Below are 22,537 nucleotides of genomic sequence, written 5' to 3' on the forward strand. Positions count from 1 at the left end.
CATGGCCAACTACGACATCGTCATCCGCAACGGCCAGGTCGCCGACGGCACGGGCAGGAAGCTGTTCGCCGCCGACGTCGCCCTGAAGGGCGATCGCATTGCCGCGGTCGAGGCGCCGGGCACACTGCGCGGCGACAATGAGATCGACGCCGCGGGCAAGGTGGTGGCGCCAGGCTTCATCGACGTGCACACGCACGACGATACCGCCCTGATCGACAATCCGGGCATGGCCATGAAGGCCAGCCAGGGCGTCACGACGGTGGTCTGCGGCAATTGCGGCGTGTCGGCCGCGCCCTATGTCCGACCCGATGTCGGCCACTGGATGTCGCTGATCATCAAGAAGAAGGAAAATCTCTCGGCGAGCTTTGCGGCATTCGCCGACAAGGTCGACGCTGCGAAGCCCGCCATCAACGGCGCCTTCCTGATCGGCCACGGCACGCTGCGCATCAACTCGATGGGCGACGATCTCAACCGGGTCGCGACGACGGGCGAGATCAGGCAGATGCGCGAGCTGCTCGACCAGAGCCTCGAACAGGGCGCCATCGGCATGTCCAGCGGACTATTCTATGCGGTGTCGAGCCACGCCTCGACCGACGAGGTCGTGGAAGTCGCCACGCCGCTCGGCAAGTGGGGCGGCGTCTACACCGCCCACATGCGCGACGAGGGGGACCACATCCTGAAGGCGATGGACGAGACCTTCGAGATCGGCCGCCGCGTCGGCGCCGAGATCATCGTCTCGCACCACAAATGCTCCGGCCGCTCCAACTTCGGCCGCATGAAGGAGACATTGCCGCTGTTCAACGAGGCGATGAAGAAGCAGCAGATCGCCTTCGACGTTTACCCCTACGTCGCCGGCTCGACGATCCTGCGCTCCGACATGCTGGAGCGCGCCGACAAGGTGCTGATCACCTGGTCCGACAAGGTGCCGGGCCTGAGCGGCCGCGACCTCAAGGAAATCGCCGAGGAGATGGGCTGCTCGATGAAGGAAGCCGCCGACCGCATCCAGCCGGCCGGCGCCATCTACTTCATGATGGACGAGAAGGACGTGCAGGCGGCGATGTCCCATCCCGGCGCCATGATCGGCTCGGACGGAATCCCCTTCGACGCCCATCCGCATCCGCGCCTGTGGGGCACCTTCCCGCGCGTCCTGGGCCACTATTCGCGCGACCTCAAGCTCTTCCCGCTGGAAGACGCGGTGCGCCGCATGACGTCCTATTCGGCGCAGCGCTTCCATCTCACCAAGCGCGGCGAGGTGAAGCCCGGCTTCTACGCCGACATTTGCATCTTCGATCCGGCTACCGTGATCGACACGGCGACGTTCGAGAAGCCGATCTCGCCGGCCAAGGGCATCGACACGGTGCTCTGCAACGGCGCCGTTGTCTGGCGCGACGGCAAGCAAGGCGACGGCCAGGCCGGCCGCGCGCTCAAGCGTCAGGAGATGCAGGCCGAAGCCAGGGCCTGATCCGCCCGCAGCGCACATCCCAAAGAAAAGGCCCGCTCGATGCGGGCCTTTTTGTTTAGCTCAGTCGGCGCCTTCGTCGCGGCGCGTGCGCTCCATGCGCTCGTGCCTCTCCTGGGCTTCCACCGAGAGGGTCGCAATGGGGCGTGCTTCGAGGCGCTTCAGGGAGATCGGCTCGCCCGTCTCCTCGCAGTATCCGTAGGTGCCCTCCTCGATCGACTTCATCGCCTGGTCGATCTTGGAGATGAGCTTGCGAAAGCGGTCTCGGGTCCTGAGTTCCAGGGAGCGGTCGGTCTCGGCAGTCGCGCGATCGGCAAGATCGGGCTGCGCGAGGCTCTCTTCCTGCATGTTCTGCAGGGTCTGGTTGGACTCCTCGATCAGCTCGCCCTTCCACTTCAGCAGCTTCTGCCGGAAGTACTCCTGCTGCATCGGATTCATGAACGCTTCACGCTCTGTCGGCCGATAGTTCTGCGGCAACGTAATCGACATCGTCGGCAACTCCACTCGCAGCATATGCGGTCCACCAAGGGGCGATGGACCTGTCTCAAAAGCGCGCGGAGTATAGGGACGGGCCCTCCGGCTGCAAGAACGTTTAGAGGCCGGAGGACGATTCAGCCATGCAGTGCAGCAAAAACCCTGCGCAGCCGTTATTCACGAAATTGTAGCAATTTCCGTCACCACCCGGGGGATTTTTGCTGCAACGCAGCAAACGCCTCTGCCGCGACGAGCCTCGCGAAGGTTGCGGAGAGGTCGAACCGCTGGTCGAGGGAAAATGCGGCCACCGCCGCTTCCTCGACCCGGGCCTCGCCGTCCAGCGCTAGAACGAAGCTGACCTCGGCCGGGCTCAGCGCCAGGAAGCCCGCGTCGTCGGCCCGGCGCAGGACGAGCAGCGCCGAAGGCCCCTCCTCCAGGCTCACCGGTTCCGGCAGCGCCCCCGGCCGGGTTGCCCGCCAGATCCGGTCGATCGGATAGGGCGATTGGATCACCGTCGCCCCCGCTGCCAGCGGCAGCCTCGATCCGACCAGCCGGTCCGGCGCGACGCCGGCCAGGTCCTCCGCCCTCAGCCGGCCCGCGCCCGGCGCGTGAAAGGCGAGATTGAGGGCCCAGTCCAGCCGCGCCATGTCCGCGAGGTAGGGCAAGGAGGCGGCCGGGCCGTAGTCCGCGACATGCGCCGGAAAGCCCTCGCCGTACTCTGCCAGAACGGGCTGCCTCGGCAGTTCGCGGAGGGTGAAGGCCTGCGCCATACCGCGGAAAAAATCTTCCCCGACGAGCGCATGCACCGTTGGGAAGGTACTCGCCAGGGCACCTTCGAGGCTCCGCCGGACGTGATGGCGATGGACGCGCAGGCGCGAAGCGGCCGCAATCCCATCCCCGATGACGGCATCCACCAGGTCGGCGCGATCCTCGCCGCCGAGATGGGCAGCGAAGGCCGTCTGCAGGTCACGCAGCCCGGGCATCGGCGCCCTCCTGCGCGTTAAGACAGTCGCGCGCCCGGTCCGCCTCGGCGAGGAGGACATCCACGGCCGGCAGGTCTGTGTCCCATTCGACCAGTGCGGGCTTCGCCCCGAAGCGGCGCACGACCTCCCCGAACAGCGTCCAGACACCCTCGCCCACCCGGCTGCCGTGATCGTCGATCAGGATCGGTTCCCCGTCGGCATCGTTCACGGTGTGCCCGGCCAAGTGATACTCGCCGATGACGGGCGCCGGCAGTCCCCGCAGCCAATCGATTGGATCGAGCCCGAGATTGTGCGCCGTCACGACGATGTTGTTCACGTCCAGCAACAGGCCGCATCCGCTGCGCCGGGCAAGCTCGGCGAGGAACTCCGGCTCGGACAGGGTCGAATGCGCGAAGGCCAGATAGCAGGAGGGGTTCTCCACGAGGATTTGCCGGCCAAGACGTTCCTGCACCCGGTCGACGTTGCGCACCACGACCTCGAGCGCTTCCTGGGTGTAGGGTAGCGGCAGAAGATCGTTGAAGTACCGGCCGCCGGCCACGCTCCACGCGAGATGATCCGAAACGAGAGCGGGCTGCAGATGCTCCACCAGCGCAGCGACCCGGTCGAGGTGCCTCTCGTCCACACCGTCGACCGACCCGAGCGACAGGCCCACCGCATGGACCGAAATGGCGTAGTCCCGGCGGAGTTCGTCGAGGCCATCACGCGCCGGGGAAGCGCCCAGATAATTCTCGGCGTGGATTTCGAGGAAGCCGGTCGCCGGCCGGTCACGCGCGATCTCCGCGAAATGCGGCGAGCGCAGCCCGATGCCGGCGGCCGGGAGCATCCTCAGCTCGGCGTGAGCTTGCCGCCGATGATCTTTTCGCACGCGCCCTTCGGCACGGAAACCCAGGCGTCCGGCTGCGCGTCCTTCTTCGAGGTGCCGGCGCAGGACGATTTGGCGGTCTGGCAGTCGTTCTTGCCAGCCTTCGCGATGCCGTAGCACTTCTCCATGTTGCCCTGCGCCTGGCTGGTGCCAGCCGGCAGCACGAGCGCGGCGGCGAGAGCCGAGGCGATGGCGATACGGGTGTTGTTCATTGTGTCCTCCATGACATGACGACGCCTACTCTATACTCCGGATTGAGGCGGCAAGGCGTCACGCGCGCTCCATCGTACCCGCCAACGGGAGTAACGGAAACTTGTTCGATAAGCCCGGTAACGGCCTGCTGAGCCCCGGCGACTTCGTGCGCCATCCTGGCCGGCCCGACTGGGGCCTGGGCCAGATCCAGTCGATGATCGGTCACCGCATTACCGTCAATTTCGAGAATGCCGGCAAGGTCGTCATCGACGGGAACGTGATCGAGCTCGCTCCAGACGACGCATCGCCTCGCTGAGTTCGGTCGGCGTGTTGACGTTGAGGAACGGTGCCGCATTGCCCGGCCAGACCAGTTCCTCGAAGACATAGCGCTGCGCGAAGGTCTCGACCCGGCGCATCCCCTCCTCGAGGATCGCCCGGCGCAGGTCGGCGGCGAGTTTCACCGACCATATGGCCAGCGTGTGCTCGCGCCGCTTGCCGTGGCGCACCATCAGCACGTCGGGCTCGGGCACATGCATCAGACCGCAAAGCCGGACCGTGAGGTCGAGCGGCAGGAAGGGAACATCGGCGGGCGCGGTCAGGATCCAGCCGGCATGGGGATGATGCTTCAGCGACCATTCCATGCCGGCCAGAATGCCGGCCAGAGGCCCGAGCCGCCGCCCCTCAAGTTGGGCGGCAGCCTGGATGTCGGGCGCGTCGGCGACGACCGGGACCTGAAGCGCCTCGAAGGCTGGGTCCGGGTCGTTGGCCACGATCACCAGATCCATCACCTGCGGTCGCAGCCGCTCGACCACATGGGCGATCATCGGCTTGCCGGCCAGCGGTCGCAGCGGCTTCAGCGGGCCCGGCCCCATGCGTCGCCCCTCGCCGCCCGCCAGGATGACACCCACCACCGCGCCGCTGCGGACGGGTCCTAAATTCTGCAACGCTTTTGCCGCCATGATGGCACTATGCGGGGACGACGCGATCAAGCAAGGGGGAGGAACAGATGGCATTCAGCATCGCCAAGGCGGCGACATGGCTGCACCAGGTGGACAAGGCGCGGGCCGTCGTTGGCTGGTGGCCGGAACAGTTCGCCACCGACGATGAGCGGCTTGCCTACAAGGTCCAGGACGCCTTCCTGAAGAAGCAGGTCGTCAAGCAGGGACCGCTGGTCGGCTACAAGATCGCGCTGACCTCGCCGCAGATCCTCGCGCAGACCGGCCTCAAGGGCCCGGCCTATGGTCCGATCCGCAAGAAGCGCGTGTTCGAGCACAAGGCGACCGTGCGCGCCGATCGCTGGACGCGGCTGGGCGCCGAACTCGAGATCATCCTGATCGTGAACGCCGACGTTCCCGCGCCGAAGGACAAGCCCTACGACCGGGACTCGATCGCGCGGTATGTCGGCGAGGCGCGCGCCGGCTTCGAGCTGATCGAGGATCGCGGCGCCGACTACAGCCGCCTCGCCGTCAACCCGCTGATCATGGATGCCGGCTGGAACGGCGGCTCGCTGCTGGCGAAGCCCAACAAGGACTGGGCCAAGCTCGATCTCGGCAATCTGAACGGCTCCGTCTCCTTCGACGGCAAGGTGGTGCGCGAGGGCCATTCCGGTGACGTACTGGGCCATTGCTACAATGCGCTCGCGTGGCTGGCCAACAAGCTCGGCGACCACGGCAAGCGCCTGAAGAAGGGCATGATCGTCTCGACCGGCAGCATGGTCGCCTGCCAGTTCGTCCCGCCCGGCAGCACCGCCGTCGGCAGGATCGAGGGCCTGGGCGAGGTCACGCTGAAATACGAACTGCCGAAGTAGGGGCGATGCTGCTTCGCTCCCGCGCCACCCTCTCCCTGGCGACGGCGCTCGCCTTCGTCGGCCCGGCTGGCGCCAACGATTCGTCCTCGGAACTCGCCGCCGGGGGACTGGTGCTGGTCAAGACCGAGGCGATCTCCATGCAGCGGGAGGACCTCACCCTGTCCCCGTCGGAGGTCCGCGTGCGCTACGAAATGCGCAACGACACCGGCCAGCCTGTGACGCTGCGCGTGGCCTTTCCGATGCCCGAGGTGCCGAGCGACACGCCGGCCGGAATGACGACGAAGAGCGGCGCCCACAACGTGGCGATGCGCCCGCCGACCGATCCCGATTTCCTGCGCTTCCGGGTCTGGGCGGACGGCCGCGAGATCAAGCCGGAGGTCGAGATCAAGGCACTGCTACCTGACGGGCGCGACATTGCCGCGGCGCTGCAGGAGATCGGCGGTCCGTCGCTGGTGCTTCAGCCGGGCATTTTTCCATCGGCCGAAGACAAACCGCTCGCCCCCGTTGCGCGCCAGAAGCTGCAGGCACTGGGCGCCCTCGAGCCGCTGGAGGGCGGCGACGGTTTCCGGCTGCCTTGGTCCGTCCGCATCACCTTCCACTGGATGCAAACCTTCGCGCCGGGCGTCACCGTGGTCGAGCACAGCTACAAGCCCGTGATCGGCAGCCGGTTCATCGTGATCGAGGACAACGGCAAGATCGGCGGCTCGGGCGGCGAGGATCCGTTGCGTGCCTTCTGCATCGATGCCGCCACCGATCAGTCGATCCGCGCCGCCGACCGCCGGGTGAAGGAGGCCAGGCGCCCCGCAGGCGCCGACGCGCCGCTGCTGACGGGCTATACGCTGGGCTACATTCTCCAGACGGCGCGCAATTGGCGCGGCGGCACCATCGGGACGTTCAACCTCACTCTGGAAGGCGGTCCGATCGTCGTCGAGGGCAACACGGTGGGCAATGTGCGCATAACGACGCTCTGCACCGAGCTACCGCTTCGGCGGACGGGCCCCCAACGCTTCGAGGCGACGGTGCGGAACTATGTCCCGAAAGAGGACCTGCGGATCCTCTACATCGCAGATTAGATTTCGCGGCCTTGCCGCTCGGTCAGACGACGAGAAAGTCGGCAGCCGAGAGACCGCCGACCGGCGCCGTCACCGTGGCGAACTGGACGGCAGTCCCCGCTCCCGTGCCATCGGCATCGTAGAACAGGGCGCCGGTCGTCGCATTGAATACGATCCTGTCGTCCGCATCGAGCGCCGCAGACCCGATCCGGAAGGCACCCGCGGCAAGGGCACCGTCCGACAGGCCGGTGAACATCGCGTTGTCGAGGACGATCGTGTCGTCGACCGAGCTGAAGTCCGTGATCGTGTCGGAATTGCTTCCGCCCAAAGTGGTGTTGAACAGGAAGCTGTCGGCGCCGGTCCCACCTGTGAGCGTGTCCGTTCCGAGACCGCCGTTGAGGCTGTCGTTGTCTGCGCCTCCATTCAAGGTGTCGGCGCCGTTGCCGCCGAGCAACGTGTCCGCGCCGGCCTCGCCGTTGAGCGTATCGACACCCGCCAGTCCGTCGAGATAGTCGTCGCCGCCGCCCCCGCTCAGGACATTGTCCACGCTGGAGCCCCGGATGATGTTGGCGAGAGCATTGCCGGTGCCCGTTGTGCCGGCGTTGAGCGTGAGATTCTCGACGTTGTCGCTCAACGCGAAGCTCACTGTGGAATAGACGATATCCGTGCCTTCCCCGGCCAGTTCCGTCACCGCGTCGAGCACGTTGTCCACGGCATAGCTGTCGTTGCCCGTCCCGCCCACCAGGACATCGGCACCGGTGGCACCGTTCAGCGTATCGTCACCCGCGCCGCCCACGAGCGTGTTGGCAGCCAGATTCCCGAACAGGTTATTGTCGAGCGCGTTTCCGGTGCCGTTGATCGCCGCACTTCCGGACAGTGTGAGCCACTCCACGTTGTCTCCCAGGGTAAAGGTCACGAACGAGTTGACCCTGTCGAGGCCCTCGCTCGTGGCCTCGACGATCGTGTCCAGGATGTTGTCGACATAGTAGAAATCGTCGCCGGTGCCGCCGACCATCGTGTCGGCGCCCGCCTTGCCGTCGATCTCGTCGGCCCCGGCGCCGCCCTCGAGCCGGTTCGCTCCAGAGTTTCCGTTTAGGAAGTTGGCCTCCGCGTTGCCAGTGCCATCGATGTTCGCTGCACCTTCCAGCGTCAGGTATTCGAAGTTGGCGCCCAGCGTCCAGCTCACCGCCGCCCGGACCCAGTCGCTGCCCGCACCTTCGGCCTCCGTGACGACGTCGCCCGCATTGTCGACGTAGTAGCTGTCGTTGCCGGCCCCGCCCGCCATCGTGTCGGCGCCCGCCCCGCCATCCAGCGCGTTGTGCCCGCTGTTGCCGATCAGAACGTTGTCGAGGCCGTTGCCGGTGATCGCGTAGTTGCCGCTTCCGGTCAAGGTCAGGTTCTCGATGTTGGCACCCAACGTACGCGACACCGACGATACGACCGTGTCGATGCCGGCGTCGGCTTCCTCGGTGACCGAATCCGACGTGCTGCCGACGAAGTAGGTGTCGTTGCCAGCGCCGCCGGCGAGCGTGTCGACTCCGCCACCGCCGTCCAGGATATTGTCTCCGGCGTTGCCGAGGAGGATGTTGGCCAGCTCATTGCCCGTGCCGTCGATGTTCGCGCTGCCGCCCAGCGTCAGGTTCTCGACATTGGCGCCCAACGTCCAGGACACGGAGGCAATGACGGTGTCGGTACCGCCAACGGCCGACTCCGCCACCGTGTCGGACGCGTTGTCGACGACATAAGTGTCGTTGCCCGCTCCGCCCGTCAGCGCGTCGGCTCCCGCACCGCCATCCAGAACATTATCGCCGGCATTCCCGAACAGGGCGTTGTCCAGCTCGTTGCCTGTCCCGTCGATGTTGCCGCTGCCGATCAGCGTAAGGAGCTCCAGGTTGGCGCCCAGTCTCCAGGTCAAGGACGACACCACCGCATCGGTGCCGCTGGCGGCCGCTTCCGTCGCGACATCCAATGCGCTGTCCACGTAGTAGGTGTCATTGCCGGTGCCGCCCGCCATCGAGTCCGCGCCAGCGCCACCGTCCAGCACATTGTCGCCCGCGTTGCCTGTGAGCACATTGGCGAGACCGTTTCCGGTGGCGTCGATATTGGCGCTTCCTGCAAGCGTCAGCTTCTCGACATGGCCGCCCAAAGTGTAGCTGATCGTGCTCGTGACCGTATCGGTGCCGCCCGCGGCCAGTTCCACCACCAGGTCGCCCGCGTCATCGACGAAGTATTTGTCGTCGCCGCCGCCGCCGATCATGGTATCGGCACCCGCCCGGCCGTTCAGGATGTCGTTGTCCCCGCCGCCGTCGAGAACGTTGGCCCCACTGTTGCCGAACAGTTCATTGCGAAGCGAGTTGCCGGTGGCATTGAGATCGTCGACACCGATCAATTCGAGGTTCTCGACGTTGGCCGCAAGGGCGTAGCTGACCGTGCTGATCACGTCGTCCACACCTTCCGAAAGCGCTTCGACCACCACGTCGCCGGCTTCGTCGACATAGTAGATGTCCTGGCCGATGCCTCCGATCATCGTGTCGGCGCCCGCGCCGCCATCGAGCACATTGCTGCGGCCGTTTCCCGTCAGGATGTTGTCGAGGCTGTTGCCGAAGCCTTTAAGGAGATCGTTGCCGGTGAGAGTCAGGTTCTCGATATTTGCACCCAGAGTATAGTTCACCGACGCCAGTACCGTATCCCGCCCGCCATCGACCTCCTCGACGACGAGGTCCCCGACATTGTCGACATGGTATGTATCGTCGCCGGCACCGCCGGCCATCGTGTCCGCACCCAAGCCGCCATCCAGCACATTGCGCCCGACATTGCCCGATAGTGTGTTGGCGAACGCATTGCCGGTGGCGTAGTTGTCGCCCTCTCCGACGAGAGTGAGAGCCTCGATCTCGTCCTCCGCCTCCAGCGCGAAGGACACCCACGAGACGACCGTATCGAATCCCTCGCCCGCGTTCTCGATCACGACATCGTCGCCGTCCTCCACGACGTAGAGGTCGTCCCCGGATCCTCCGATCAGCGTATTCGCCCCGGCTTCGGCCTGCAGATAGTCGTCGCCTTCGCCGCCGATCAGCCTGTCGGCGCCCAGACCGCCGTACAGGAAGTCGTTCCCGGCACCGCCATCCAGGAGATTGTCTCCGCCATTACCGACCAGGCTGTTCTCCAGTCCGTTGCCGGTACCTGCAATCGCGTCCGTCCCGCCCAGCGTGAGGTTTTCCACCTCCGCCGCCAGCACGTAGCTCACGACCGAGATCACCCGGTCAGTGCCTTCGTCAGCCAACTCGACCACCACGTCGTCTGGCTGGTCCACGACGTAGATGTCGTCGCCCGCGCCACCGATCAGCGTATCGGCTCCTGCACGGCCGTTGAGCGTGTCGTTGCCCATCCCGCCGTGGAGTACGTTGGACCCGCTGTTGCCGAGCATCACATTGTCGAGGTCGTTGCCCGTCCCCGCGAGGTTCGCGCCGCCCCGCAGGGTCAGGTTCTCGACGTGGGCAGACAGGGCGTAGGTCACGGTCGAGATCACCTTGTCGATCCCCTCGCCCGCGGCCTCGACCACCACGTCGCCCGTGCGGTCGACGACGTAAGTGTCGTTGCCCGCGCCACCGATCAGCGTGTCGGCGCCGCCTTGGCCGTTCAGCCTGTCGTTGCCGGCCCCGCCGGTCAGCACGTTGGCGCCGCTGTTGCCGACCAGCACGTTGTCCAGCCCGTTACCCGTTCCGTCGAGGTTCGCACTGCCGCGCAGGGTCAGGTTCTCTACGTCCGCCGAGAGCACGTAGGACACCGTCGAGAGGACCCCGTCGATGCCTTCGCCCGCGGCCTCGACCACCAAGTCGCCCGTGCGGTCGACGAAGTAGACATCGTTGCCTTCCCCACCGATCAGCATGTCGGCGCCGCCTTGGCCGTTCAGCCTGTCGTTGCCGGCCCCGCCGGTCAGCACGTTGGCGCCGCTGTTGCCGACCAGCACGTTGTCCAGCCCGTTACCCGTCCCGCCGAGGTTCGCGCTGCCGCGCAGGGTCAGGTTCTCGACCTCTGCCGAGAGCACGTAGGACACCGTCGAAATCACCGTGTCGGTGCCCTCGCCTGCCATTTCGATCACCACGTCGCCGACCTGGTCGACGAAGTACGTGTCGTTGCCTTCCCCGCCGGCCATCGTATCGGCACCGGCCCCACCGACGAGAACGTCGTTGGCCAATCCGCCGAACAGCGAGTCGGAGCCCGCGAAACCGTACAGGAAATCCGCTGTGCTCGTGCCGAACAGTTCGTCGTCGAAAATAGTGCCTCTGATGGCTGCCATGACACTTCCCCTCACGTGCTGTGACCGGCTGGACCGATCCCGGCGGCGAGCGAGGCGAAGCTCATGGGAGATCCTCGTGCCACCTTGGATGGCACCAGTGTCATGGGCCCTGGTTTCCGGCGGATTGCCGAAGGAGGCCGGTTTGTTTCGTCGGTTTCACGCCATGGTCGTCAGAGCGCCGGCGGCGGCCCCTCAATCGCGGGGACGCCCCGTCACCGATCGGTGGCGCGTCTTTCCCATTTCATGACGGCCAGCGAGGCATCCGGCCTCAATTGCCGCCACGACAATCGCCGAACAAACTCCCGGCCGACCACCAGCGCGTCGTAGTCCCCAGGAAAGAGCTGGGCGATCGCCGGATCGAGGGCGTTGAGACCGCCCGCATAGGCGCCAAAGGCCGGCAGGATGATGCGCCTTCCATCAGTCAGGAAGCAGCGCCGCCGCAGGCCTCGTCCGCGCACCGTGAGCGCGGCCACGGGATGATAGTGACCCGACACCTCGCCCTCGGCCGGCCCGAACAGTGCCTCGTGCCGGAACACCAGGGGCCCGGCCGCAATCTCCCCCGCCACCTCGCCCCATCCCTCCGGCGGCGGCGCGGGATCGTGATTGCCGGCGATCCAGACAAAGCGGGTCCGCGACGTGAGGCGCGCAATCGCCATCCTCTCGGTCTCGGGCATGCGCTCGATCGCGGCCCGGTCGTGGAACGAATCGCCCAGGCAGACAAGGGTGCGTGGTCGGACGGCGTCGATCAGGGCCGCGAGCGCGCCCAGCGTCTGGCGCGTGTCGTAGCGCGGCAACAGCTTGCGCGCGTTGACGGCGTAGGAAGAACCTTTCTCGAGATGGAGGTCGGCGACCGCCAGCAACCGTTCCGCGGGCCAGTAGAGAGCGCCCATCGGCAGCGCTTCGAGCGGCTCGCCGGCACACATGAACGCGAGCCTGTTCATGGCATGTGCACGCGCACCCGCAGGCCATCCCCATCCAACGGGTCCCGCCCGAATCCGGCCACGATCTCGCGCAATTTCATGCGAAGCACGATTGACCGGGTGCGGGCCGGTGCGCAAGGTGACTCGATGCATCGTTTCGTGTGTCTCGCCGTCGCCGCGCTTCTGTGCGGGCCGCAACTTGCCTACGCGCAGATGCAGCCCCACCGGGCGGAGTATGTGTTGAGACTGGGCAATGCCGCCAATGCGCCGCGGATCGGCACGGCGGTGCAGGACATTTCCCAGGATTGCGCGGGCTGGCACCTGAAGCGCGATATCGCTTCCGAGATCGCGCTCACGGCCTCCTGGAAGATGGCGTTGTCTTCCAAGCTTGATGCCGAGGAAACCCGCAGCGGCAACAACCTTCGCTATCGAACCGTGCAGGTTCAGAACGGCAATACGCGAGAGACCAAGGGCCGCGTCCAGAAAGACGGCGGCGAATTGCGAACCGAGATCGTCCAGCCCGGCGTCCCACCCTTCCAGTTTTCCCTGCCGAACGCCACGCTCCTGCCCGTTGCCGCCATCGATCACCTGATCGAGAGGCTGCGCGCCAACGCCACCGCCTTTCCGGCGCTGACCTTCGATCCGGAGGTGGTGGGCGACGTCTTTCTGGTCGACGTGACGCAGCTCGGCAACGACAGGCTCCGTCCGGCCCGGCCGTCCGACAAGCCGGTCGCGCTCCCAAAGGGAAAGTCGTGGCCTCTGGTCATGAGCTTCACCCGTGGCCGCCAGCAGGCACAGAGACCCATGTTTTCCGTGACGGCCCAGGTCTTCGAGAATGGCGTTCTCGATCGCCTGACGGTCGATACCGGCCTCGTGACCGTGACGGCCGACTTGCAGACCCTCGAAATGCGACCGGCCCCCAACTGCCCGAGGTCCTGACCGATCATCCGGCCGGCCCCGCCCTGCGTATGCCCGGTATGTCGGTTTCGATCGTATGGCTGCGCAACGACCTCCGCGTCTCGGACAATCCGGCGTTGGTCGAGGCGCTGCGCACCGGCCAGCCCGTGCTGCCCGTCTTCATTCTCGACGACGAGACCGTCGGACGTCGCCCGCTCGGTAGCGCCTCACGCTGGTGGCTCCACTACAGCCTGCATTCGCTCGACGAATCGCTTCGCAAGCTCGGGTCGCGCCTGACGCTGCGCCGCGGGCCCGCAGGGCGTGTGCTGTCCGACCTCGTGACGGAGTGCGCGGCCACATCAGTTTTCTGGAACCGGGCCTATGACGAGGGTTCGCGCCATCGAGACGCGCACCTGAAGAAGTCACTCGCCGAGCGCGGCCTGAGGGCCGAAAGCTTCAAGGCGAGCCTTCTGTTCGAGCCGTGGGAAGTGAAGAACCAGAGCGGCGATCCCTTCAAGGTCTTCACGCCGTTCTGGCGTGCCTGCCGGGCACTTCCCCCACCCGACGAACCGCTCCCCGCACCGAAGAGCCTGCCGGTACCGAAGACCTGGCCTGCGACCGATCTGCTCGCAGACTGGCGCCTTCTGCCGACCACGCCCGACTGGGCGGGCGGACTGCGCGCCGCCTGGACACCCGGTGAGGCCGGCGCGCTGGCCCGCCTCTCCCGTTTTCTCGACATAGCGCTCGACGCCTATCGCGACGCCCGCGATCTGCCGGCCGTCGAGGGGACGTCCCGCCTTTCCCCGCACCTCGCCTTCGGGGAGATCAGTCCCCGGCAGGTCTGGCGAGCCGCCACCAACCGCGGCGCGTCCGCCGCCGTGGACAAGTTCCTGTCGGAAATGGGCTGGCGGGAGTTTGCCTACAGCCTGCTGTTCCACAACGGAAACCTGGCCGAACGCAACTTCAGGCCGGAGTTCGATACGTTTCCCTGGGCCGATCCGGGAGAGACAGTTGTGGCCTGGCAGAAGGGCCTGACCGGATATCCGATCGTCGACGCGGGCATGCGCGAACTATGGGCGACCGGCTGGATGCACAATCGCGTGCGCATGATCGCCGCGTCCTTCCTCACCAAGGACCTGCTGATCGACTGGCGCGCGGGAGAGCGCTGGTTCTGGGACACGCTGGTCGACGCCGATCCGGCGAACAACGCCACAGGCTGGCAATGGGTCGCAGGATGCGGCGCGGACGCCGCGCCCTACTTCCGCGTTTTCAATCCGGTTCTGCAGGGCGCGAAGTTCGATCCCAAGGGCGAATATGTGCGGCGTTGGGTGCCCGAACTTGCCGACCTGCCCGACGCGGTCGTCCACAGCCCCTGGACCGCCCCCAAGCCGCTGCCCGCTTCCGTCTACCCCGGACGCGTCGTCGAGCATGGCGCGGCACGGGACCGCGCACTGGCCGCCTTCCAAACCGTCAAGAAATCAGCGTAGAAGTACCGAGGGGAGTCTTCGTACAATGAAAATCGCCGTCATCGGCGCCGGCGTATCCGGCCTCGGAGCCGCCTGGCTCCTCAGTCGCAGCCACGACGTGGTCGTCTACGAGCGCGAGAACCGTTTCGGCGGCCATTCCTGCACTGTCGAGGCGCCGATGCCCGAGGGGCCCCGTCCGGTCGACGTGGGCTTCATCGTCTTCAACGATCGCAACTATCCAAACCTCGTCGCGCTGTTCGATCACCTCGGCGTGCCGACCGAAGATTCCGACATGTCCTTCGCGGTCAGCCTCGACGAGGGCGGGTTCGAGTACGGCAGCTCCTTTGCCGGCTACTTCGCGCAACGCCGCAACATCGCACGCCCGTCGTTCCTGCGCATGACGCACGACATCCTGCGCTTCAACCGCCTGGCGCCGACGCTGCTGGACCGGAGCGAGGATCTCGACTTTACGATCGGGGATTTCGTCGCCGAAGCCGGCTTCGGCACCGCGTTCCGGGATCGCTACCTGCTGCCGATGGCGTCGTGCATCTGGTCGACGCCGCTGGGGCAGATGCTCGACTACCCGGCGCAGACCTTCGTGCGCTTCTTCAACAATCACGGGCTGCTGACCGTAGGACCCCAGCTCCAGTGGCGCACGGTCAGCGGCGGCAGCCGCTCCTATGTCGAGCGCATCGTGACCCCGCTGCGCGCCCGGGCGCGCCTTTCCACGCCCGCCAGTGCCGTTCGCCGCACGCCCGAGGGCGTCGAAGTACGGGATGCGGCAGGCCACTGGGACCGTTTCGACCGGGTCGTGCTGGCCTGCCACGCAGACCAGGCACTTGGCCTGCTCACCGACGCCGACGACCGGGAGCGCAGCCTGCTCGGCCGCTTCGCCTACTCCAAGAACGAGGTCTGGCTGCATGGCGACGAAAGCCTGATGCCGCGGCGGCGCGGTGCCTGGGCGAGCTGGAACTATGTCGCCGACAGCCGCGCGCGGGACAGCAACGTGAGCGTCACCTACTGGATGAACCGGCTGCAGAACCTGCCCGACAGCACACCGCTCTTCGTTTCGGTCAATCCCGGCCGTGCCCCGGCACCAGCTACGGCGCATGCCCGCTTCTCTTTCGAGCATCCCATGTACGATGCCGCCGCCATCCGGGCACAACGCGACCTTCATCTCCTGCAGGGCGTCCGCGACACCTTCTTCTGCGGCAGCTACTGCGGCTACGGCTTCCACGAGGATGCGCTCTCCGCCGGCCTCGACGTGGCCGAGCAGCTCGGCGTCCAGCGGCCCTGGGCGCGCCCCGACGAGCATCGCCGGATCGGCGATCCGCCGCGGGTCGTGGCCGAGCGGCCGACCATCCCGCCGCTGCCGATCCCGGTCGCGGCGCGTGTGGCGCCGGAGGCGACGTGACGGGGCTCTCCGCCCATTCGATCGTCGATGCCACGGTCGTGCACCGCCGGCTGCGACCGCGCGAGAATGCCTTCCGCTACAAGGTCGGGTACCTGTGTCTCAACCTCGATGCCCTGGAAGGCGCGGCGGGCCGCTGGCTCAAGCTCGACCGCAGGGGGCTCGTCTCCTTCCGGCGGGCCGATCATGGAGCTCGCGACGGTTCGGACCTCAGGACGTGGCTCCGGGCCATCCTGCACGAGCACGGCCTTGCCGAGCTCTGCGACGGCGAGGTCATGCTGATGACCATGCCACGCATGCTCGGCTACGTGTTCAATCCGGTGAGTTTCTGGTTCTGCCGTGACCGGGCCGGTGCCCTGCGGGCCGTCCTCTGCGAGGTCAACAACACCTTCGGCGAGAGCCATTGCTATCTCGTCCATCACGACGACCGCGCGCCGATCAATCCGGAGGCCTGGCTGGAGGGACGCAAGGTCTTCCATGTGTCGCCGTTCCTTCCGATCGAGGGCGGCTATCGTTTCCGCTTCCGCCTCGACGCCGAGCGGGCCCATGTCGACGTCAACTACCATGACGGACACGGGCTGATGCTCGCAACCTCGGTCGGCGGACGGCACGAGGCGCTGGGCGACCGCTCGGTACTGCGGCGCTTCATCGGCAACCCGACCATGACCCTGGCGGTGGTCTTCCGGATCCACTGGCAGGCCTTGCATCTGTGGCGGAAGCGCGCGAGATTTTATCGCAAGCCAGCACCGCCACCGGAGCTCGTGACCCGCTGACTTCTGCAACGGACCGCATGTCTCTCGCCGCCCGGTATGTCCTGAAATCCCTCGAACGCCTGTCCGTCGGCAGGCTGACGGTGAAGCTCCCCGATGGGAAGGTGCGTGTGTTCGGCAATGCCGATGCGACACCCCGCGCGGAGATCGAGGTCAGGGACTGGCGCCTCTTCCGCAAGGTGCTGCTCGACGGCGATATGGGGTTCGCCGAAGGCTACATGGAAGGTTTCTGCGATTCGCCGGACCTGCCGGCGCTGATTCACCTGCTTCTTGCGAACGAAAAGGAGCTCGGGAAGATCGCTCGGACGAATGTCTTCCATGACCTCATCCTGAAGTTCCTCCACCGCCGGCACGAGAATACGCGAGAGGGATCGAAGAAGAACATCCATGCCCACTACGACCTGGGTAACGACTTCTATGGCCTGTGGCTCGATCCTTCGATGACCTACTCGTCGGCGCTCTACGAGGGAGAGGAGAGCAAGCCCCTCGAAGCAGCCCAGATCGCGAAGTACGAGCGCATCCTCACCCAGCTGGGCGCCCGTCAGGGCGACAGCATCCTGGAGATCGGCTGCGGCTGGGGTGGCTTCGCCGAGGTCGCGGCGCGTCGCGGCATGCGGGTGACCGGCGTGACGATCTCCAGGGAGCAGCTCGAATACGCGCGTGCGCGGCTGGAGCGGGCCGGGCTGGCCGACCGCGTCGACCTGCAGTTCCGCGACTATCGCGACATCGAGGGCCGCTATGATTACATCGTCTCGATCGAGATGATCGAGGCGGTCGGCGAGCGGTTCTGGCCCGACTATTTCGCTGCCCTGAAACGACACGTAGTGCCCGGCGGCTCGGCCCTCGTGCAGGCCATCGTGATCGCCGATGACTTCTTCGACCGCTACCGCAAGCACCCCGACTTCATCCAGACCTACGTCTTCCCCGGCGGAATGCTGCTCTCGCCGACGAGCCTGCGCGAGCAGTGCCGCCAGGCTGGACTCAAGGTCGCCGAACTCTACAGTTTTGGACTGGACTATGCCCGCACCCTCGAAACCTGGCTCGGCCGCTTCGACAAGGTCTCCGAACAGGTCGGAAAGATGGGGTTCGACGAGCGTTTCCAGCGGATGTGGCGCTACTATCTCGCCTACTGTGCCGCAGGCTTCTCGGCGCGCCGCACGGACGTTTTGCAGGCGCACTTCAGGCATATATAACGGTCGGAAATAAAGGCCGCCGCTTCAAGGTGAGCCAAACAGGAAGGCAAAATCAGCGTGCATGCGCCAAAGTCCGGGGGCGGTTCGACCTCGTCCATACGCCTGAGATTCGATCGTCTGGTCGCCTATTCGACCAATCAGCTGCCATTGAACATGGCGGCCCTGCCGGTCGTCCTGAACGTCAGCCATTTCTATGGCGAGATCCTCAAGGTGCCGCTCGGCATCATGGGCCTGATCTTCATCACCACGCGCGTGATCGACGCAGTGCAGGATCCGGTCATCGGCCTGATCAGTGACAAGTTCACCCACCGCGGGCCGCGCGGGCGTCTCACCTTCGTCGCCCTGATGCTGCCGCTGTTGATCGGCGGCTTCTACATGCTGTTCCATCCGCCGCAGTCGCTGTTCACGCAACCCGGCCTGCTGGCGACCTGGCTTTTCGTCGCCCTGTTCGTCGTTCACCTCGGCTATGCCGGCGTGTCGATCAGCTATCACGCCCATGGCGCCGAACTGACCGACGACTACAACGAGCGAACGCGCGTCACGGTCGGCCGCGAGGTCTTCGGCCTGATCGGCATGACCCTCGCGGTGGTGCTTCCCACCTACTTCACCGCCCAGATGGGCGAGCATGCCGGCTACGTCTACATGGGGCTGATCTTCATCCCCATCGCCGTGCTGTTCTCCCTGCCGACCCTCCTCTGGTCGCCGCCCTCCGTGCATCCACCGGTCGTCCGCGAGAATCCGGAGATCCATGTGCGGTACTTCCGCGACTGGTTGATCGGCCTGGCGCCGTGGCTTGGCCGGCCGACCCGCAACATGGAACGCAGCACCACGATCAAGACGCTGATTCCGTTCTTCGCGCCGCTGAAGAACAGGCTTTTTCGTCGCCTGCTGCTTGTGTTCATCGTCAACGGCGCCGCGCTGGGCGTCGCGGTCTCGGTGATGCTCTTTTACGTTGAGCACGTGCTGAAGGGGAACAAGCTGCAGGCCGGGATCATCCTGCTGGTCTATTTCGGCGCCGCCGCCGCCAGCGTGCCTCTCTGGATGATGCTGTCGCGGCGCTTCAGCAAGACGGCCGCCTGGTTCATCGCCATGGTCCTGACGGCCGTGTCGATGTCGTTCGGGGTCGTGCTCGGCGCCGGCGACTTCATCTGGTTCATGCCGATCGCCATCATCACGGGTCTCGGCATCGGCGCCGACTACGGCCTGCCGCCGTCGGTGCTGGCGGACATCATCAACTCCGACGAAGGCAAGGACACCAAGGGCGACACCGGCGCCTACTTCGGCCTGTGGGCGCTCTCGACCAAGCTCGCGACGGCAATTGGTGCGGCCGGCTCGTTGCCGGTCGCCGCGCTCCTGGGTTTCAACCCCTCGATCGGGCAGTACAGCGCCGGGGCGCTGATCTTCGTCTATATCGCCATCCCGGTGGTCATCAAGATCATCGCGGCGCTGCTCATCTGGTACATCCGCATCGAGGCCGATCGCGGCTCGGTACGCGATGAACTCCTCGGACGGCGGACTGCTACGCTCGGCTAGACGAGTAAGTCTAGTCGTTGCGGCTGGCGCAGCCCGAAATCGCACGACTGGCCCCAGCAACCCCGGGCCAGCGTGGCGAAGACGCTGCGGAAGTCGACCGTGTGGAGCAGGTCGCTGTCCTGCAGGTCGGTGAGCGACGGATACACGCCGTGCAGGCCGCCCTTCACGCGGCCGCCCAGCACGAAGTGAGGGGCCGAGGTGCCATGATCCGTCCCGGCGCTGGCATTCTGGCGGGCGCGCCGGCCGAACTCGGAATAGGTCGCCACGACGACCTCCTGCCAGCGGCCGGCGGCGATCAGGTTCCGGCGCAGGATCGCGAGGTTCGTGGCAAGAAACGACAGCAGCCGCTCGTGCGTGGGCGCCTGGTTTGCATGCGTGTCGAAGCCGCCCAGCGCCACCTTGATGGCGACCACCGGCACCTTCGCGGCCAGCAACCGGGTGGCGAGATCCAGTTGCCGGCCCAGCAGGAACTCCTGGCCGTAGGCCTCGGCCGGCGCCGGTGCGGCCCGCAGCCGGTCGCGAAGGCCGGCGGCCGCGGCATTGATCTCGTTTCGGACCGCAAGAAGGTGAGCGAGTGCCGGATTGCCGTCGTCGCTCATCCCGGACCCTGCGCCGATCGCGCCGGCCTGATCCAGGAAATTCTCGGCATCCTGCATCACGATGGTGCGCAGCGACGGGCCGGTCGAGGGCAGCGCATTGGTGTCGGCCACGACGCAGTCGACCCCGATGCCCTTGGCGCGCGGGGTTCCGTTGAAGGCCTGGGCGACCCATCCCTCGCTCAGCGTCTGCGACGCCGCCGACGCCGTGTCCCAGATCTCGATCGACCGGAAATGCGAGCGGTTGGGATAGGGATATCCAACGCCCTGCAGGATCGCCAGATCGCCCGCCTTCCACGACTCCATCAACGGCAGGAGTTTTTCGTGCAGGCCGACTCTCTCATCGAGCTGGACCACCCGTTCGCGCGGCACACCAATGGCGGGCCGCAGTTCGCGATACTTCGGATCGGCATAAGGCACGAGCGTGTTCAGCCCGTCGTTGCCGCCCTTGAGTTCGACCAGCAGGAGAGTCCGGCCCATCGCCTTCTCCTCACTTCAATTGATAGGTCGTGTCGAGCAGGGCGGATGCGACGATGGCGCCCGCCGTCCCGTTCGCATTGACGCCGTCGATCGGTTGACGCGGCAGCAGCGTCCGCAACAGCAAGTTCCCGTCGGCACCGGCCAGCGTCGAGCCGAGGCGTACCTCCTCCCCGGCGTTTCGCAGGCTGCGCCCTTCTACAGGCCGGGGCGGTTCCATCATCTGCATGCCGCCGCCATCGACCGGCGGAAGCTGCTCTCGACGGTCGGCGCGCCGGTTCGGGCGGCTGGCCATCTGCATCCCCCCCTCCATCGGCGCCACGGTCGTCGCCTCGATCATGCGGCGCAGGAACTGCTGGCGTAGCAGCAGAGTGTAGGTCGAAATCCAGTTCACGCCGCCCGCCCAGCCCTTGACGTTCGGCGGATCGAAGGGAGTCTGCCCCAGCCCCTGCAGCATGCGGACCAGGCCGGTCTTCTCGGGAACGGGCAATCCCAGCACATGCACGGTGCCCACGATCAGGTCGACCGGCGACTTGATGAGGGTGCCGCGATTGGCGGGATCGCGGAAGGCCGGCGAGAGCAACAGCGCGCGCATAAGCGGCTTCATCTCGTAGCCGCTTTCGCGGAACAGGGCGGCAAGCCGAGCGACCTCGGCAGGGTCGGCCTTGAGCGACACGAACTCCCGCCACAGTTTCTCGACGATCGTCTCGGCCGTCCGGGGATGGGAGAGCAGGATCTCGAGGATGTCGTCGCCGTTGAAGCGCCCGGTCTTTCCCAGGAAGGTCTTCTCGCCGTCATCGTGCTGACCGGCCCGTTCCATGAACTGTCCGGATTCCCGATCGACGCTCCAGCCGGTGAAGGATCGCGCGGCCGCCCTCACGTCCGCCTCGCTGTAATGGCCTTCGCCCAGGGTGAAGAGCTCAAGCAGCTCGCGGGCGAAGTTCTCGTTGGGCTGGCGCGCGACCGACCGCATGCCGTCAAGATAGATGAGCATCGCTGGGTCGCGCGCGACCGACTTGAGCAGCGTCGCATAGTTGCCCAGCGCCTCCCGGCGGAACAACGCGTTCTGCCGGAACAGCGACGCCGGATAGCGCACCTTCATCAGCGAGGAGGTGAAGTGACCGTGCCAGAACAGGGTCATTCGCTCGACCAGGGGCTGGTCGGTCGCGATCATCTCCGCGACCCACCAGTTCTTCAGTTCGCGCCCCTGCTCCTGCACCGGGCGCACCGCATCGGACTGCTTGCCGTCGGCAGCCTGCTTGCGCTGCGCCTCGGCCGCCCGCTCCCGCCGGCGCAGTTCCGCCGGTCCCTGCCCCACCCAGGCCGGTGCCGACGAAATGGCCACGCGACGGGGAGAGTCGAGCAGGCGATCCACGGCGACAGGGTAGTCGATCGATTCGAGGGCACGGATCTCAGCCGGGGTGACGCCGAAGGACGTGCGCGCCAGCAGGTGCCGCGCATCGTCGAAGCCCATCGCCGATGCGGCGCGGGCCGGCGGCGCCATCCACAGATTGGCTGACATGCCCGCGCTGAACGCGGCAGCCGCCTCCATGAAGCCGCGGCGACCAAGGCGTGTGCTCATGACAGGCCTCCTAACGTGGCGGGCGGGGCGGCCCCTCGGCCGGCGGGCGAGGCGGTGGCGGCGGCGGGGGAACGATGCGCTCCACCAGCAGCCGCTGCAGCCGTTCGCGCTGATCGGGCCGCAGGGCGGGATCGAGCTGCGTCAGCGTCCGCAGCGTTTCCTTCTGCTGCTCGGCACGCAGACGGCTCACCTGGTCGATCAGCGCATCCACCTTCGCCATGTCGAGGGATGTCTTGCGCAGCTCGGCGCTCATTTGCTCGCGGAAACGCTGGATGTCCTGGAGCCGGTCGCGGCGCGCCTTGGCGTACTGGTCGAACAGCGTCTGCATGAGTTTTCGCTGCTCGCCGTCGAGATCGAGATCCTGAGCCACCATCTCGACCGGATTGAGCCGCGGCCCGCCGGGCTGCCCCGGGTGGCCCGGCGCGCCCCGGGGCGGCGGCGGTGGCGGCAAACCTTGCCACTCGGACGGCGGATCGATCCAGCTGCGATAGACGAAGCCCGCCAGGATGAAGGCGTTCATCAAAAGCGAGAGGCCGAGGAGCGCCTGGATCACACGCGAGGACATC

The 22,537-nt window shown here is 66.4% G+C and carries 20 protein-coding genes; 10 read left to right on the top strand and 10 right to left on the bottom strand.

Going from position 1 to position 22,537, the window contains the following annotated elements; genetic code table 11:
• Position 1 precedes the first annotated feature (1 nt).
• Positions 2 to 1,462, top strand: coding sequence for an N-acyl-D-amino-acid deacylase family protein (locus tag LJ725_RS22955; RefSeq protein ID WP_230553279.1), 1,461 nt, complete (start codon positions 2 to 4; stop codon positions 1,460 to 1,462).
• A 60-nt stretch (positions 1,463 to 1,522) separates the two neighbouring features.
• Here the strand turns inward: LJ725_RS22955 and dksA are convergent, their stop codons facing one another.
• The 4 genes from dksA to LJ725_RS22975 form a co-directional block, all read right to left on the bottom strand.
• Complete coding sequence (gene dksA / locus LJ725_RS22960) at positions 1,523 to 1,948, bottom strand: RNA polymerase-binding protein DksA (RefSeq protein WP_230553280.1); 426 nt, start codon at positions 1,946 to 1,948, stop codon at positions 1,523 to 1,525.
• Between the two features lie 185 nt (positions 1,949 to 2,133).
• A complete protein-coding gene (locus LJ725_RS22965; protein ID WP_230553281.1) occupies positions 2,134 to 2,916 on the bottom strand; it encodes an HvfC/BufC family peptide modification chaperone in 783 nt (260 codons plus the stop codon).
• A complete protein-coding gene (bufB, locus tag LJ725_RS22970) occupies positions 2,900 to 3,739 on the bottom strand; it encodes an MNIO family bufferin maturase (protein ID WP_230553282.1) in 840 nt (279 codons plus the stop codon). Before bufB ends, LJ725_RS22965 begins: the two co-directional genes overlap by 17 nt.
• A 2-nt stretch (positions 3,740 to 3,741) precedes the next feature.
• Positions 3,742 to 3,990, bottom strand: coding sequence for a BufA1 family periplasmic bufferin-type metallophore (locus LJ725_RS22975; protein WP_230553283.1), 249 nt, complete (start codon positions 3,988 to 3,990; stop codon positions 3,742 to 3,744).
• 101 nt (positions 3,991 to 4,091) lie between these two features.
• Here LJ725_RS22975 and LJ725_RS22980 point away from each other — a divergent pair, with 101 nt between their 5' ends.
• Positions 4,092 to 4,286: a DUF3553 domain-containing protein gene (locus LJ725_RS22980; protein ID WP_230553284.1), complete on the top strand. Its 195-nt coding sequence runs from the start codon at positions 4,092 to 4,094 to the stop codon at positions 4,284 to 4,286.
• On the opposite strand, the gene mobA is transcribed toward LJ725_RS22980, so the two are convergent.
• A complete protein-coding gene (mobA, locus tag LJ725_RS22985) occupies positions 4,234 to 4,929 on the bottom strand; it encodes a molybdenum cofactor guanylyltransferase MobA (protein WP_230553285.1) in 696 nt (231 codons plus the stop codon). The two genes, LJ725_RS22980 and mobA, sit on opposite strands and share 53 nt — an antisense overlap.
• 47 nt (positions 4,930 to 4,976) lie before the next feature.
• Between mobA and LJ725_RS22990 the strand changes: the two genes are divergently transcribed.
• The gene (locus LJ725_RS22990) at positions 4,977 to 5,777 is read left to right on the top strand and encodes a 2-keto-4-pentenoate hydratase (protein ID WP_230553286.1); all 801 of its coding nucleotides are present in this window, start codon (positions 4,977 to 4,979) and stop codon (positions 5,775 to 5,777) included.
• 5 nt (positions 5,778 to 5,782) lie between these two features.
• Positions 5,783 to 6,850 (top strand): DUF4424 family protein, encoded by a 1,068-nt coding sequence (locus LJ725_RS22995; protein WP_230553287.1) that lies wholly within the window; start codon positions 5,783 to 5,785, stop codon positions 6,848 to 6,850.
• A 22-nt stretch (positions 6,851 to 6,872) separates the two neighbouring features.
• Here LJ725_RS22995 and LJ725_RS23000 read toward each other — a convergent pair whose 3' ends face one another.
• Together LJ725_RS23000 and pdeM are read right to left on the bottom strand one after the other, a co-directional pair.
• Positions 6,873 to 11,126: a beta strand repeat-containing protein gene (locus tag LJ725_RS23000; RefSeq protein ID WP_329958386.1), complete on the bottom strand. Its 4,254-nt coding sequence runs from the start codon at positions 11,124 to 11,126 to the stop codon at positions 6,873 to 6,875.
• Positions 11,127 to 11,338: 212 nt separating this feature from the next.
• Positions 11,339 to 12,067, bottom strand: a complete 729-nt coding sequence (pdeM, locus tag LJ725_RS23025; protein ID WP_230553288.1) for a ligase-associated DNA damage response endonuclease PdeM — start codon at positions 12,065 to 12,067, stop codon at positions 11,339 to 11,341.
• Between the two features lie 126 nt (positions 12,068 to 12,193).
• Here pdeM and LJ725_RS23030 point away from each other — a divergent pair, with 126 nt between their 5' ends.
• The 6 genes from LJ725_RS23030 to LJ725_RS23055 are packed head-to-tail and all read left to right on the top strand — an operon-like array spanning position 12,194 to position 19,316.
• On the top strand, positions 12,194 to 12,985 hold the full coding sequence (locus LJ725_RS23030; RefSeq protein WP_230553289.1) for an EipB family protein: 792 nt from the start codon (positions 12,194 to 12,196) through the stop codon (positions 12,983 to 12,985).
• A 38-nt stretch (positions 12,986 to 13,023) separates the two neighbouring features.
• Complete coding sequence (locus LJ725_RS23035) at positions 13,024 to 14,430, top strand: cryptochrome/photolyase family protein (RefSeq protein WP_230553290.1); 1,407 nt, start codon at positions 13,024 to 13,026, stop codon at positions 14,428 to 14,430.
• Between the two features lie 25 nt (positions 14,431 to 14,455).
• Entirely contained in the window at positions 14,456 to 15,823 is a 1,368-nt protein-coding gene (locus tag LJ725_RS23040; protein ID WP_230553291.1) for an NAD(P)/FAD-dependent oxidoreductase, read from the top strand.
• Positions 15,820 to 16,593: a DUF1365 domain-containing protein gene (locus LJ725_RS23045; RefSeq protein ID WP_230553292.1), complete on the top strand. Its 774-nt coding sequence runs from the start codon at positions 15,820 to 15,822 to the stop codon at positions 16,591 to 16,593. The genes LJ725_RS23040 and LJ725_RS23045 overlap by 4 nt, the downstream gene beginning before the upstream one ends.
• 17 nt (positions 16,594 to 16,610) lie before the next feature.
• A complete protein-coding gene (locus LJ725_RS23050) occupies positions 16,611 to 17,783 on the top strand; it encodes an SAM-dependent methyltransferase (RefSeq protein ID WP_230553293.1) in 1,173 nt (390 codons plus the stop codon).
• A 57-nt stretch (positions 17,784 to 17,840) separates the two neighbouring features.
• Entirely contained in the window at positions 17,841 to 19,316 is a 1,476-nt protein-coding gene (locus LJ725_RS23055; RefSeq protein ID WP_230553294.1) for an MFS transporter, read from the top strand.
• On the opposite strand, the gene LJ725_RS23060 is transcribed toward LJ725_RS23055, so the two are convergent.
• Genes LJ725_RS23060 through LJ725_RS23070 form a run of 3 tightly spaced genes read right to left on the bottom strand, consistent with a single transcriptional unit; the run spans position 19,313 to position 22,524 of the window.
• Positions 19,313 to 20,392: a DUF1501 domain-containing protein gene (locus LJ725_RS23060; protein ID WP_230553295.1), complete on the bottom strand. Its 1,080-nt coding sequence runs from the start codon at positions 20,390 to 20,392 to the stop codon at positions 19,313 to 19,315. The genes LJ725_RS23055 and LJ725_RS23060 overlap by 4 nt on opposite strands.
• A 10-nt stretch (positions 20,393 to 20,402) precedes the next feature.
• Positions 20,403 to 21,971, bottom strand: coding sequence for a DUF1800 domain-containing protein (locus LJ725_RS23065; RefSeq protein WP_230553296.1), 1,569 nt, complete (start codon positions 21,969 to 21,971; stop codon positions 20,403 to 20,405).
• 10 nt (positions 21,972 to 21,981) lie between these two features.
• Positions 21,982 to 22,524 (bottom strand): Spy/CpxP family protein refolding chaperone, encoded by a 543-nt coding sequence (locus tag LJ725_RS23070; RefSeq protein ID WP_230553297.1) that lies wholly within the window; start codon positions 22,522 to 22,524, stop codon positions 21,982 to 21,984.
• Positions 22,525 to 22,537: the final 13 nt, after the last annotated feature.

This window comes from Reyranella aquatilis (assembly GCF_020880995.1).
Classification (GTDB): Bacteria; Pseudomonadota; Alphaproteobacteria; order Reyranellales; family Reyranellaceae; genus Reyranella; species Reyranella aquatilis.

Coding starts and splice junctions, on each gene's coding strand:
- LJ725_RS22955 (WP_230553279.1), top strand. CDS start 2: ATGGCCAACTACGACATCGTCATCCGCAACGGCCAGGTCGCCGACGGC.
- LJ725_RS23030 (WP_230553289.1), top strand. CDS start 12,194: ATGCATCGTTTCGTGTGTCTCGCCGTCGCCGCGCTTCTGTGCGGGCCG.
- mobA (WP_230553285.1), bottom strand. CDS start 4,929: ATGGCGGCAAAAGCGTTGCAGAATTTAGGACCCGTCCGCAGCGGCGCG.
- LJ725_RS22965 (WP_230553281.1), bottom strand. CDS start 2,916: ATGCCCGGGCTGCGTGACCTGCAGACGGCCTTCGCTGCCCATCTCGGC.
- pdeM (WP_230553288.1), bottom strand. CDS start 12,067: ATGAACAGGCTCGCGTTCATGTGTGCCGGCGAGCCGCTCGAAGCGCTG.
- dksA (WP_230553280.1), bottom strand. CDS start 1,948: ATGTCGATTACGTTGCCGCAGAACTATCGGCCGACAGAGCGTGAAGCG.
- LJ725_RS23040 (WP_230553291.1), top strand. CDS start 14,456: ATGAAAATCGCCGTCATCGGCGCCGGCGTATCCGGCCTCGGAGCCGCC.
- LJ725_RS23050 (WP_230553293.1), top strand. CDS start 16,611: ATGTCTCTCGCCGCCCGGTATGTCCTGAAATCCCTCGAACGCCTGTCC.
- LJ725_RS22990 (WP_230553286.1), top strand. CDS start 4,977: ATGGCATTCAGCATCGCCAAGGCGGCGACATGGCTGCACCAGGTGGAC.
- LJ725_RS23060 (WP_230553295.1), bottom strand. CDS start 20,392: ATGGGCCGGACTCTCCTGCTGGTCGAACTCAAGGGCGGCAACGACGGG.
- LJ725_RS23065 (WP_230553296.1), bottom strand. CDS start 21,971: ATGAGCACACGCCTTGGTCGCCGCGGCTTCATGGAGGCGGCTGCCGCG.
- LJ725_RS23035 (WP_230553290.1), top strand. CDS start 13,024: ATGTCGGTTTCGATCGTATGGCTGCGCAACGACCTCCGCGTCTCGGAC.
- bufB (WP_230553282.1), bottom strand. CDS start 3,739: ATGCTCCCGGCCGCCGGCATCGGGCTGCGCTCGCCGCATTTCGCGGAG.
- LJ725_RS23000 (WP_329958386.1), bottom strand. CDS start 11,126: ATGGCAGCCATCAGAGGCACTATTTTCGACGACGAACTGTTCGGCACG.
- LJ725_RS22995 (WP_230553287.1), top strand. CDS start 5,783: ATGCTGCTTCGCTCCCGCGCCACCCTCTCCCTGGCGACGGCGCTCGCC.
- LJ725_RS22975 (WP_230553283.1), bottom strand. CDS start 3,990: ATGAACAACACCCGTATCGCCATCGCCTCGGCTCTCGCCGCCGCGCTC.